This is a genomic window from Flagellimonas abyssi (genome assembly GCF_019457905.1).
Lineage (GTDB): Bacteria > Bacteroidota > Bacteroidia > Flavobacteriales > Flavobacteriaceae > Flagellimonas > Flagellimonas abyssi.
On sequence record NZ_JAHZSV010000026.1, the window covers coordinates 20,256 to 32,998 of the forward strand.

The window sequence follows — 12,743 nt, forward strand, 5'->3', positions numbered from 1 at the left end:
ATCCAATAGAGCAAATGAAGTTAGAATGATAAAAACAAAGAAGGACAAATGGGGAATGAAAACATAAGGTCAAAACTATTTTTTAAGCGGGCCATTTCAGGGAACCTGGTGGTGCAAGGTATTCGCTATGCTCAGGACAAGTTTCTTTTGATGCTACTGATGCTATGTTTTTTCCAAAACGGTAGAGCACAGGACAAAACAATTTCCATCACCATAGACGATATCCCGAATACCGAAATGTACGAGCAGAATGGATTCCGCTCGGACCTGCTGTTGATGTTGGACGCCCTTGACGTTCCCTTCACCATTTTCATCAATGAGGACAAAATATATAAGACACGATTCCGGGCCAAGAACGAAAAATTATTGGAAGCATGGATAGCGAATGCACAGTCCTTAATTGGAAACCATTCCTATAGCCATCCCAGGTATTCCGAAGTGGGGTATGAGGCCTTTATGGCAGATGTGGTCAAAGGCGAGGAACTGTCCAGGGACTTGGCCATCAAATATGACAAAGAGCTTCGGTATTTTCGCTTTCCCTTCAATGATATGGGGAAAGATTCCCTTCAACACCATCGGATGAGAGACTTTATGGAGTCCAGAAATATGGTCATCACACCCTTTACCATTGAAAGTTCCGATTGGATGTTCGATGTGGTTTACCGATATTATCTCGAACAAGGGGAGCTGGAAAAGGCCAAGGCCATTGGGGAAGCATATGTGCAAAAGACCATGGCGATGGTGGAACATTTTGAAACCGTTGCCCAAACCGAGCATGGGCGCCCCATGAGCCATATCTATCTCTGTCATGACAATCGGTTGAACACGGATTACCTAGAAGAAATCATCATACGGTTAAAGCAGCAAGGTTACGATATTGTAGACCTTGATCAATCTTTGGAGGACCCATTGTATCAACTCCCGGATCATTACTATAGAAAATGGGGGGTCAGTTGGTTGTACCGTTGGATGGCATCCCAAAAAATCAGGGTTTCATGGATGAAACAGGAACCCAGCCTCAAGGATATTGAGAGCACCTATCATGAAATAATCAAAAAACGACAGTAAATACGTAACCTTATTTAAACGATCAATGGACATGAATACATGTATAATCAGAAAATTCAAAACAGTTTTTTTAGTCTGTTCCCTCATTTTTTTGGGAGCCTGTAGTAAGGATGATAACGGAGATGGTGGGCAACCTGTTGTCCCTATAATTAGTGATTTTGCCCCGACCAGTGGTCAGGTAGGGGACGAGGTCACTATAAATGGTAAACATTTCAGTACCACGGCCAGTGGGAACGCGGTGAAGTTCAATGACATCAAGGCCACCGTAAAGACGGCCACGAAGACCCAATTGATAGTGACCGTACCTGAGGGGGCAGCAACTGGAAAGGTCTCCGTAACCGTTAATGGGGAGGTTGGGACCAGTTTAACCGATTTCACCGTGTTGTTTTCCCCGAAGATTACCGTTCTTTCTGTGGACAATGGTTATGTGGGGGACCAGGTGACCATCGAGGGGGAAAACTTTGATGCCACCACCAGTGGCAATGAGGTTCTTTTTAACGGTACTTCAGCAACAGTGACCAGTGCCACGGAAACCGCTTTGGTGGTGACCGTGCCCGAAGGGGCCACAACGGGCAATATCAAGGTGACCGTCAATGGCATGACCACCACAAGTAGTGAAGTGTTTACGGTCAACCAACCACCAAGCATCAGTGGTTTTTCGCCCTTAAGCGGAATTATTGGTGAGGGAATCACCATTGAAGGTGAACATTTCAGCGCTACGGCTTCGGAGAACGAAGTTCTTATTAACGGTATGGTTGCCAATCTCATATCGGCTTCTGAGACCACATTGGTAGTGGTGGTTCCTGAAGGGGCCAGTACAGGAAAAATCAGTGTCACTGTCGATGGAAAGGAAGTGATCAGTGGTGAAGACTTTGCGGTCCTGCCCCTGAAACAAATCGAAGCAGGAGGATATCATACCTTGATGGTAAAATCCGATAATACCTTGTGGGGATTCGGTTGGAATTACCAAGGCCAGTTGGGTGTTTCCGGTCAGGACAGGTATTTGAAGGCAGTTCATATCATGTCTGATGTCAAAACAGTAGCAGCGGGTGAAAGACATACTTTGATTCTAAAAACCGATAATACCTTGTGGGCAACCGGTCGCAATACGTCGGGTGAACTGGGCGATGGTACCCAAACAAATGTCTTTGTACCCAAGCAAATCATGACAGATGTCCAGGCTATTGCGGCTGGACAGGCACATTCATTGATTTTAAAAACAGACAACACCCTTTGGAGTACTGGGAGTAATTCTTTTGGACAATTGGGCAATGGCGGTTCGGGAAACATACATGTTGATTGTCAACAAGTAATGACAGATGTCAGGGCCATAGCTGCAGGGGCTGCCCATTCTTTGATCGTAAAGGAGGACAATACCTTATGGGTTACCGGATTCAACGGATATGGGCAGTTGGGTGACGGTACCCTTGTTCATATTTCTACTCCTAAGCAAGTGATGTCCGATGTGCTAATGGTTTCGGCAGGGCACAGTCACAGTTTGGTGATTAAAACAGATAAGACCTTGTGGGGTATGGGCCATAATGAATTTGGACAATTGCGGGGTAATGAAACAGAAAACGTTCTCATACCAAAACAAATCATGGCCGGTGTTGCCAAGGTATCCGCAGGATATGTGTATACGCTGATATTGGATCAGGATCAAACCTTATGGGGATTGGGCAACAATGAACATGGACTTTTGCATTCTGGAACCACCGAAGTTTCCAATTTTGCCCCAGTACAGATAATGGGGAATATCAAACTACTGTCTGCCGGTAGTGTTCACAGTATGTTATATAGGGAGGACAATACCTTATGGAGTGCAGGAAGCAACAGTTATGGTCAATTGGGAGATGGGTCTACTACTTCCTCCACCAATTCTGTTGGGGTGGAAATACCTTGAATTTCAGTTGATGTTATACTTGAATGTTGGCCACCTCTTCTAAGCATCGACTATTAATTAGAGACGTATGAAAACTTTTTTTTTCAACAATTCAAGACCGATATTGCTTGTACTTTTATTAGCCATGGGCCATATTGATTCTTTGAGTGGACAAAATGTCCTCTTTTCGGAGATAAGATATTTGATTGATCACGTCAATGTAGTGGATGTCAAGAAGGAAGAGGTGCGTCCCGACCAAAGTATTTTGGACTCAAAAGGAATCATCGAATCCGTAAGGAACTCCTTTGGGGTAGATGTAAATGATTTTAAAACGGTCATTGGTGCCCAAGGGAAATATCCTTTTCCGGGTCTTAGGGATATGCATTCCCCTAAGCGAGGGAATCGTATGCCCTCCTTTATTAACAGGGAATGTATGATACCGTTTTTTATCGCCAATGAGGTAACCGGAGTTCGCGATATTGTCCTTGGTGGACGCATTCCCCTTCGTAGGTCAGAGGCAGATGCGTCCCGTAAAGGATTGCGCAGTTTGGAACATGCACGTGATCTGTTGTTTGAAGGATTTTTTAACGCCGAGGACTTTCGGCAATTGGCCATGTCCCAAGACCCTTCAGCGGAATGGATGCAGGCGATAGTCGGTCTATACGATCCGGATCGGACAGCAGATATTTCTGAGATCATGGTCAAGAACGATACATGGTATGTGCCCACCCACGTGAAGTGCAAAATGGAGACATTTGATGACGCCCCCAGTTTTATTGAGGATGCCAGAAATCAATATAGCCTCACCATGCTTTTGGATGCTTGGAATGCCGATGCTGATCGGGTGGTCGCCTTGGATTCCACAGCATATGGAAGGGAAGCTTATCGAAAGTTTTACCGAATGGGATTGGAAATCACCATGGAGGCCTTTGACGCTGGGATACGGATCTTAGTGGGAACCGATGTTGGCGACAGTTATGTATATCCCGGATTTGCTGTGCATGATGAGTTGGAAGAACTGGTGTTTGCCGGATCGACCCCTATGGAAGCCTTTCGTGCGGCTACAATCGATACAGCTGAATTTTTAGGTATGGAAGGGCAATTTGGAACCATTGTAGCGAGAAGGGAAGCTGACTTTTTGCTATCGGATGCGAATCCTGTTCGGGACATTGGTCTTACCAAGGATATCCATGTACTAATTTGTAGAGGGGGCAGTACCTAAATCGGGATCGACTTGATGGCATGTTGGAAAGTATTAAATCATTGCCGTTTGGCAACTAATTCAAATAATCATGATGAAAAAAAAGATGTTTGTGCTTTTAATGGTTTTGGGAGTATTTGTTCGAAGCAGTGCCCAAGTACCTGAACCAGTAAATCAAACCATCATACGTTTGACCGTGGTCAAGGACGGGGATAAAATCCTAATCCGAAAAACCCCGTACGGGTGGATGACCCCGGCAGTTTATTTTAAAGAACCGCAAAGCATACAAGAGGTTATTGATAAAATGGCGGGAAGCTATGGTGTTCAAATTTCCGGGATTGGTCTAAGGGGACTGTTTACCTATACCTATGATTTTAAGCCTACCGCTGATATACGCCAACTTTATGTGGCCAATTATGTCCGTGGGACCTTGGTGCCGCCATCCAAAAATGAGGAAGTGTATTGGATGCCGATAGAGGAGGCCTTGGGCAAATTAGGTGCAACGGTACCGGCATTAAAGGAAATGACCAAACAAATCTTGGATAAACCCGACAAGGTATGGGGAGGAGCTTTTAATCTTTTTAAAGTAAATGGAAATATGAAATCAAGTATGGTAGAGGACTTTTATCCATTGGCCGGTATGTAATGGATAAATCAAAAATCCTTAGTAACCTCCCAATAATTTTCAAAAATAAAACGGTGTTTAAAAAAATGATCTGTTACCTATTTAGTAAGATGCGATTGTTCACATATAAACCAATTATGATGCTTTGTGCAATTATGCTCTTGGGAATGTTCTTTAATGGAACCTTTGCACAAGATATGGATATCAATAGGTTGGATACCTATTTCAATACCTTGGAAAGCAATGACAAGTTCATGGGCAGCGTGGCTATTCTAAAAGATGGCAAGGTTGTCTATGATAAGCAGGTGGGATATTCCAATTTGGAATTGGAACAACAACCGGATGTAAACACAAGCTATGGGATCGGTTCTATTTCCAAGGTATTTACCGCTGTCCTGATTTTTAAGGCCATTGAGGAGGGGATGCTCGATCTGGATGGAACCATTGAAGGGTATTTTCCTTCGATAATAAATTCGGAAAAGATTACCATTGCCCAATTATTGAGCCATCGAAGCGGTGTGTTCAATTTTACCGATGATAAGGAAAACTACCTCAGTTACCATACTTCCCATAAATCCCCCGAGGAAATGGTCAACATCATAGCGCAAGGGGGAAGTATGTTTGAACCGGGGGATAAAGGGGGGTACAGCAATTCCAATTATGTATTGCTCTCCATTATTTTGGAAAAGGTGTACGGGCAGTCCTATGCAGCGATTTTGTGGGAGCAACTGATCGATCCGCTAGGACTTGCCCACACGTATTTTGGAGGTCCTATGAATGGGAACCAGAAGGAGAGCCTTTCCTATACGTATGAGGGCCGATGGAAACTCATGGAGGAAACAGATCCTTCCATTGGATTGGGAGCGGGGGGTATTGTTTCTACCCCGTCGGACCTATTGGTCTTTGCTGATGCCCTGTTTACGGGTGGCCTATTGTCCAAGGCAAGCCTGTCCAAAATGAAGACCATACGGGAGAATTTTGGGATGGGACTGTTCAAGATAGCTTATAATGATCATGTCAGTTATGGTCATAATGGTGAGATTGACGGTTTTATTGGGGCTATGCGATATTTTGAGGACGATAAGTATGGTTTTGTTGTCCTATCCAATGGATTGAACTATACCTTGAACACCATAACGGTCACCATGGTCAATGCGCTTTACGGTAAGCACTATGATATCCCGGACTTTAGGGTGTACCATCCTAGGGCTAAGGAATTGGACGCCTACCTTGGCGTGTACTCCAGTGAATCCTTTCCTGTAAAATTATCGATTACCAGATCAGGGAAACAATTATTTGTACAAGCCCCAGGAGATGCAAAAATGAAGATGGTAGCCACTGCAAAAGGTGAATTTAAATATGAACCTGCGGGGATTGCGATCAGGTTTTTCACTGAAAATGGTCAATTGGCCATTATCCAAGGCGGGAAAACACATGTGCTGACACGGGAGTAACTAAAAATTTATATGAAATACGTACATGATGAAATTTGTTAATCGTAGGGATACCATGGCCGGGCTATTGATTTTACTGGGCCTTGTGGTGGGAATCTTGAGTATTGCCCCTGCCGTGGACAGTGAGGATTTTCTGACCAATGTGGTTGTTGATCCCATAGGAGTACAACTTAGTGCGCTGTTCCAATTCATTCTGTTTTTGACTTATATGGGGTTTGCGATTCTTTTATTTCCCATTTTGCAAAAAATAGACAGGGATCTGGCCCTTGGCTTTTTAAGCTTTCGAATCATTGCCGGTTGTATTTTGATTTTTGGTATCATGGTCATGCTTGCCATTCTGGCCCTAGGGCAAGAATTGGAGCTTTTTGGAAGTGGAAATGTTGGGGTCGGGCAGGCCGTAGGCCAGATGTTAAAGGTAATCAGGGATCAAACCAATCATGTTTTTATGGTCTTTGCCCTTGGTACGGGAAACCTGATGCTTTATTGGATGTTGCTTCGTTCGGATTTGTTACCGGACTGGCTTCCGTTATGGGGTTTGTTTGGCACCATGTTGTCCATTTCCGCTAGCGGGTTTTTATTGTTTGAATATGTGGAGGTAATCACTCCGGAATATTTGATGATGAATGCTCCAACGGCACTTTTAGAACTGGTGTTGGGGATTTGGTTGTTGACCAAGGGGTTTAAGGTGAACAAAGGAGGTGAAGGGCATGTTTTGTAAAATGGTCTGAAAGTATTGAAATATGTCTTGCGTATATGGGTGAATGATATACTATGGGTTTACCCATTTAAAAAAATAGTGGTCTACGCTTGGATTACCTTGGCTGTTGATGCGATGGGAAGGACAGTTGGCCCATTCCCTTGCCCCGGCACGAAGGTATATTTTCCTTGTCTTTCGGCTTCTATTTGGGCAACTTTACGGGGAATAAAGGCGTGGAAACAGTGCATATTGAGTTTGGAGACAAAATAGGTGAGGTAGAGAACAATTTTCCTCCTAACATGATGACATGTTTTTGCAGAAAATTTCCTTGGACAGCCCCTGTGTTTTGGGTGAACCAGGAGCCGTATTTTTAATCATAGGTATTGCCTTGTTTTGAGAAAACCAGGAAGTGATCGGTATGATAGGAACAAGAAGTTTGGAACCCTTAAAAAATGAGGTGTATGCCTTGGAAGATTTGTTGAAAAACATTCTAAAAATATCCGATGCAATGGGCAACCTTTTGTGTGTCCGTTAATCAAATATGTAAATCATTTAAACATAAAAATCGCTATGAAAAAAAATGTTTTGGCTTTTGCCGGTTGGGTTTGTTTTGCCTTAATTGTAGTATCCTGTGATTCGGATCAGGGTAATGCTTGTCCCAAGGATTTTGTGGGTGCATTGACCGGGCAGGAAGAACAGTTGGTCGGTACATGGGTATTGTCCGAGATAACTTCGGAATCTGCAATTGACCTGACCGATGATGAAGAGCAGAACCCTTCGACCGATCTGTTCGAACAATACTCCGAATGTGACCGGGATGCTTCCTATATTTTTGATGATGACCGAACCTATCGTTACGATCTAGGTCAACGTGTTGGAGATTGTGATTATCCTATCACTGCAACGGGATCTTGGAAATTCAGTGCCCAAATATTGAGCCTAACTTCAACTTGTAGCATTCAGACCGCTCCATTGAAGTTGAACACAGAGGGAGATACTTTTACGTTTTCAGAAGTATACAAGCTAAAGGATGTTCATGGAACAATCATCCAGACCAAAATAGTATTTACCTATTCGTTGGCCCCATAGTTGAAGTGCATGGGGTTCCCAATGGTTGGTTAGGCGGAGTAAGTTGTAGATATCGGAGATATTGTTGTTGGCTTTTTCCCATGATGGAAGGCTAGATTTCCACCATTTTTATGAATAAGTTTCAGTTTCAGGGATAGGAAGGTAAAAGTCTGTTTTAATCCGGTTTAGATTGACCAGAAGGAAGTTCCATGCGTTTCAAAATGTTATTCAATGACGACCATTAGAATCAAAATTATATGAGCAAACGGATGAAAGCTGTTACCCTAAATAAGTACGGGAAACCAGATGCACTTCAGTTGGTAGATATTGAAATGCCTATACACAAGGAGGATGAGGTCTTAATAAAAATTGATGCCATACCCGTTACCACGGAGGATCCGTTGCAACGAATGGGGAGGCCATACTTTACCAGATTGATTTTGGGTTTTACTAAACCTAAAAACCCGATTTTGGGCGCTGAATTTTCAGGTGAGATAGTATCGATTGGCAAGAATGTTGCCCAATTCAAGGTAGGTGATAAGGTTTTTGGACATTCCGGAAAAGGACTGGGATGTTATGCAGAATATGTCTGTGTTCAAGAAAAGGGGCTGTTGTTAAAAAGGCCGAAGAAGATTAAGTATGAGGAATTGGCGCCGGTATGTACATTTATGGCCGCTTGGAACTTTATGGTGTCTCTCGCTGAAGTAAAACCTAACCAAAAGGTGCTTATCAATGGTGCTTCAGGAACCGTTGGTACCGCCGCTGTTCAAATAGCAAAATCATTTGGTGCACAGGTCACCGGGGTTTGTAGCACCTCTATGATGGCAGTGGTCCGTTCCTTGGGTGCCGATAAAGTTATCGACTATAGCTGCAATACCTTCACTGAAAATGGAGAGATTTATGATATCATTTTTGATGTTGCCAACAAGACTTCATTTAAAAAATGCTTAAACTCCTTGAGTGAAACGGGTGTCTATTTGAATCCAGTGCTTTCCATAGGAATTATTAGGCAGATGTGGTGGACCAAAGTGTTCTGTAAAAGGAAGGTGCTGTTTTCTGCAACAGGTCTCTTACCTATTTCCAAAAGAAAAGCATACCTTGCACAACTGTCCAAATTGTTTGCGGATGGAAAATTGAGAACGATTATTGACAAAAGATATCCTCTCGATCAAATGGTTGAGGCGCACCGATATGTTGAAAGTGGGGTAAAAAAGGGAAATGTCATTGTTGATCTGAATTGGAATTCCAATTCCAATTCCAATTCATGAAGACAGTACTTCCAAAATTCAATCGATAAATGACTCAAATTAACCATCAAGTTCAATTAAGCCATGGTGCTACCTAAAGACGTTTTACAAAAGTCATCAGATCTTCGGAGGCGTCCAATCCCAATTTTTTTTTCAATCGGTTCCTTACCACTCTTAGGCTTTCCTTTTTTACCATCATGATTCGCGAAATATCCGATGAGGTCATGCCTATCCTAATATAGGCCAAGTGCTTCATATCCTTTTGGGATAGTGCCGGGTAATGCATGGATAAGTTGGCATAAAAATCGGGGTGCACTTTTTTATAGTGCATCATGAAATCCTCCCAATCTTCATCTAGGTTCATGGTTTCCTGAATATGGCACAGGATGCTTCTCAATTCTTTTCTTGTGTCCTGTTCAACCTCCAAGATTCGCTGTTCTATTTTTTTGATAATGTTCTTCTTTTTTTCAAATAATATGGAAGACATCAGGAGGTTCTGTTGGATAATTTCTTTTTCCTTTCGTTCCAATTCCGCCAATTTTCTGTCCTGAATATTCCGAGTACAGCTCAATACCAATACCACTTTGTCCTTTTTATCAAATATTGGCTTGGTATATCCTTCAAACCATTGGTAACCATGATGTTTGGTCTTGAACCTCAATTCCAATTTTTCAGGCATGGAGGTCAAGCCCTCGGAAGAATTGGACACATTTTTCAGAAGCTTGGAATATTGTTCGGGATGAATAAAATCATAGGGAACTTTTCCTTTAAGATCTTCCGGGGTATATCCCATGATACGTTCCGTCGAAGAGCTTGCATATAGATATTGTCCATCGGCAGGATGGTGTAAACAAACGACATCAATGGTGTTTTCTGCAATCAGCTTCAACTTGTCCAGTTGTTGAAGTGCCAACAATCTGGACAAAGCTTCTCCATCAAGGTTGCTGTCCTCTTCCAGCAACCGCAACAGCCGTTCCGTCTCTTTCCCTTGTCCCTTTGTTTCTTTCATGTATACATTTTGGGTCCCTCTGACCGTGGGATGCTACAAAACTACTATGGTATTCCAAGTTAAAAAAAATGATTGAACCATAATGTTTGTTGTTTGGTTCAAGGCTGAAATTAAACCTGTTCCATGATCTTTGGAAACCACATCCATCGAATATAGGATGCTTATAAGGACTTGGGTTGTTTGGATAAGAATAATGTTTTTGGAATTGCTAACGCTATGTTAACGCAACTGAAGATTCAGTCTTGTCCGCGCTGCCATGAACGGCTAGATTTGGCCAAAAATTTAAAAACGAAGTGTTCTTGGATACTTCACAATTCCTAAATCTTAATCTTATTAATTATGAAAAACATGAAATTCACATTGGCCGTTATGGCGGTAGTCTTACTTTGGGTAGTTGGATGTAGTACGGATGATGGTCCTGAAATGGCTCCCGCAGCATTTTCTGTGGATAAAAAAACTATTGATTTTGGCGAAGTAGAGATTGGATCACTAAAAAATGTGAAAATTACGATAACCAATACCGGTGAAGATGATTTGGTTTTAAAGGATTATTCACTTTCCAGTGATGATACATCTGGATTCAGTGTAAATTTTAGTGAGTCGGAGGTAATTTTGCCAGCCGATGGAATCTTTGAAATGGATGTGAATTTTATACCAACCGTGGAGGGTGAGAAGACTTCCGTTTTGACCATTGTCAGTAATATTGGAGAAAATAAGATCAATTTGAAAGGGGAGGGTGTACCTGTTCCTGTAGCCGTTTTTGGGATCGATATTGATGAAAAGGATTTCGGAGATGTGGATACAGGTGGTGAGGTTGCACAAGTTTTCACCGTGACCAATCAAGGGACTGCCGATCTTCATCTGATGTCCTATAGTGTGGAAGGGGACGCAGGTAGTTTTCAAACCGATTTTACAGCCCAGACAATGGCTCCAGGTGCATTCTATGAACTGGAAGTTATTTTTATGCCTCAAAGTAAAGGTGCTAAATCAGCTGTGATTACCTTGACTACCAATGTTGGTGACCATACCATCGGTTTACAGGGGAATGGGGTTGTAAATGAACCAGTGGTCACTATTCCGGACACCAATTTCAAAGCGGTCCTGTTGGCTCATGGATCAACCATTGCTGGAACCAATATCAGTAAAATCGATACGAACGATGATGGGGAAATCCAAGTATCGGAAGCAGAGAGCTATACGGGCACGATATCAAGCAGCCAAAGGGGTGTAAATGATTTATCAGGAATCGAAGCTTTTATAAACATAACCGAATTAAGGTGTGACAACAACCCATTGACCCAGTTGGACCTTTCCATTAATTCAAGTTTAAGGACAATCATTGCTTATCGATGTGAACTTACCAGTATAGATATTTCCAATAGTCCGGCCTTGGAAACCTTGCACTTGGATGATAATAAATTATCCAACTTGAGTGTCCAAGGAAATACAAACCTTAAAATTTTAAGGGTACAAAGAAACGGACTCACTAAGTTGGACTTGTCTCAGAACACCGCTTTGGAGACCTTGCTTGTCGATGACAACGCATTGTCCGTGCTCGATGTCTCGAACAGTCCGAACCTCATTTCATTAATGGCACAACGAAACGAATTGACCAATATTGACATTACCCAAAACTCTGCTTTGGAAACACTTTATTTGGATAACAATCAGTTGTCGAGTTTAAATGTGTCAAATAACCCCAACTTGAAGTTATTATGGGTACAGTTAAATGCACTTACTTCTCTGGATATCACCACCAATTCAAAGCTTGAGGAAATCAGATGTGGTCTCAATCAATTGAGCAGTATGGATTTGACCCAGAACCTGGACTTAAAGTTATTCTATTCGGATGTAAATAAATTGACCACATTGGACGTTTCTAAAAACGTGGCACTTACCAGTATATCCATAGCAGATAATCTCTTAACTTCTCTGAGTTTAAAGCAAAATCCAGCTTTGGAATATGTTTCATGCCCTAGAAACAAGTTGACTAACCTTGACGTTTCAAGCAATGGCAGCCTACAAAGGTTGATTTGTGAGAGTAATCAACTTAAGGTGCTCATTCTGAATAATGGGAACAATACGGGGATTAACTATATGGGAGCGAAAAACAATCCCGATTTGACCTGTATACAAATAGACGAGGGTTTTGAACCTCCAACCGACGGTTCGTGGAATAAGGATGATTCGACCAGCTACAGTACCTCTTGTCCGTGAAGCGGTTAGGGGTATTGTTTTAACATATATAGTTTTCTATCTTTTTCAAGAAAACCCACTCTTTATTTCTTGAGGAGGATTATGGTAATTGTATATACTTGAACAGTAACTCGAAAAAAACCTCGAAAGTGATTCCCGATTTACAAATTATCTTTCAAAAGGTGTATCAAAAGTAGGGCGCTTTATAAAGAATTCGTTCAATCCATTTTGAGGGTGCTGAATACTCGGGCTAAATGAACACAGGTGATTTGTTTTTCTAAAGCCACATTTTTTGA

10 protein-coding genes are annotated in these 12,743 nt (G+C 42.2%); 9 read left to right on the forward strand and 1 reads right to left on the reverse strand.

Annotated elements, in window-relative coordinates; translation table 11 throughout:
- The first annotated feature begins 48 nt into the window (after window positions 1-48).
- The 8 genes from K1F36_RS15340 (at window position 49) to K1F36_RS15375 (ending at window position 9,263) form a co-directional block, all read left to right on the forward strand.
- Entirely contained in the window at window positions 49-1,068 is a 1,020-nt protein-coding gene (locus K1F36_RS15340) for a polysaccharide deacetylase family protein (RefSeq protein ID WP_014033829.1), read from the forward strand.
- Between the two features lie 31 nt (window positions 1,069-1,099).
- Complete coding sequence (locus K1F36_RS15345; protein ID WP_220114637.1) at window positions 1,100-2,971, forward strand: RCC1 domain-containing protein; 1,872 nt, start codon at window positions 1,100-1,102, stop codon at window positions 2,969-2,971.
- Between the two features lie 67 nt (window positions 2,972-3,038).
- Entirely contained in the window at window positions 3,039-4,172 is a 1,134-nt protein-coding gene (locus K1F36_RS15350; RefSeq protein WP_220114638.1) for an amidohydrolase family protein, read from the forward strand.
- Window positions 4,173-4,242: 70 nt separating this feature from the next.
- Complete coding sequence (locus K1F36_RS15355) at window positions 4,243-4,797, forward strand: NUDIX hydrolase (RefSeq protein ID WP_014033832.1); 555 nt, start codon at window positions 4,243-4,245, stop codon at window positions 4,795-4,797.
- Window positions 4,798-4,913: 116 nt separating this feature from the next.
- Window positions 4,914-6,230 (forward strand): serine hydrolase domain-containing protein, encoded by a 1,317-nt coding sequence (locus K1F36_RS15360; protein WP_220114639.1) that lies wholly within the window; start codon window positions 4,914-4,916, stop codon window positions 6,228-6,230.
- Between the two features lie 25 nt (window positions 6,231-6,255).
- A complete protein-coding gene (locus K1F36_RS15365) occupies window positions 6,256-6,948 on the forward strand; it encodes a DUF4386 domain-containing protein (RefSeq protein WP_220114640.1) in 693 nt (230 codons plus the stop codon).
- Window positions 6,949-7,497: 549 nt separating this feature from the next.
- Window positions 7,498-8,016, forward strand: a complete 519-nt coding sequence (locus K1F36_RS15370; RefSeq protein WP_220114641.1) for a DUF5004 domain-containing protein — start codon at window positions 7,498-7,500, stop codon at window positions 8,014-8,016.
- A gap of 236 nt (window positions 8,017-8,252) precedes the next feature.
- Window positions 8,253-9,263, forward strand: coding sequence for an NAD(P)-dependent alcohol dehydrogenase (locus tag K1F36_RS15375; protein ID WP_220114642.1), 1,011 nt, complete (start codon window positions 8,253-8,255; stop codon window positions 9,261-9,263).
- 73 nt (window positions 9,264-9,336) lie between these two features.
- Here K1F36_RS15375 and K1F36_RS15380 read toward each other — a convergent pair whose 3' ends face one another.
- Window positions 9,337-10,251 (reverse strand): PAS domain S-box protein, encoded by a 915-nt coding sequence (locus K1F36_RS15380; protein WP_220114643.1) that lies wholly within the window; start codon window positions 10,249-10,251, stop codon window positions 9,337-9,339.
- Between the two features lie 339 nt (window positions 10,252-10,590).
- On the opposite strand from K1F36_RS15380, the gene K1F36_RS15385 reads away from it, so the two are divergent.
- Entirely contained in the window at window positions 10,591-12,468 is a 1,878-nt protein-coding gene (locus K1F36_RS15385) for a choice-of-anchor D domain-containing protein (RefSeq protein ID WP_220114644.1), read from the forward strand.
- Window positions 12,469-12,743 lie beyond the last annotated feature (275 nt).

Excerpts from the sequence above, each read along its gene's own strand:
- K1F36_RS15340 (WP_014033829.1), top strand. The coding sequence starts at position 49 with ATGGGGAATGAAAACATAAGGTCAAAACTATTTTTTAAGCGGGCCATT.
- K1F36_RS15345 (WP_220114637.1), top strand. The coding sequence starts at position 1,100 with ATGAATACATGTATAATCAGAAAATTCAAAACAGTTTTTTTAGTCTGT.
- K1F36_RS15350 (WP_220114638.1), top strand. The coding sequence starts at position 3,039 with ATGAAAACTTTTTTTTTCAACAATTCAAGACCGATATTGCTTGTACTT.
- K1F36_RS15355 (WP_014033832.1), top strand. The coding sequence starts at position 4,243 with ATGATGAAAAAAAAGATGTTTGTGCTTTTAATGGTTTTGGGAGTATTT.
- K1F36_RS15360 (WP_220114639.1), top strand. The coding sequence starts at position 4,914 with ATGATGCTTTGTGCAATTATGCTCTTGGGAATGTTCTTTAATGGAACC.
- K1F36_RS15365 (WP_220114640.1), top strand. The coding sequence starts at position 6,256 with ATGATGAAATTTGTTAATCGTAGGGATACCATGGCCGGGCTATTGATT.
- K1F36_RS15370 (WP_220114641.1), top strand. The coding sequence starts at position 7,498 with ATGAAAAAAAATGTTTTGGCTTTTGCCGGTTGGGTTTGTTTTGCCTTA.
- K1F36_RS15375 (WP_220114642.1), top strand. The coding sequence starts at position 8,253 with ATGAGCAAACGGATGAAAGCTGTTACCCTAAATAAGTACGGGAAACCA.
- K1F36_RS15380 (WP_220114643.1), bottom strand. The coding sequence starts at position 10,251 with ATGAAAGAAACAAAGGGACAAGGGAAAGAGACGGAACGGCTGTTGCGG.
- K1F36_RS15385 (WP_220114644.1), top strand. The coding sequence starts at position 10,591 with ATGAAAAACATGAAATTCACATTGGCCGTTATGGCGGTAGTCTTACTT.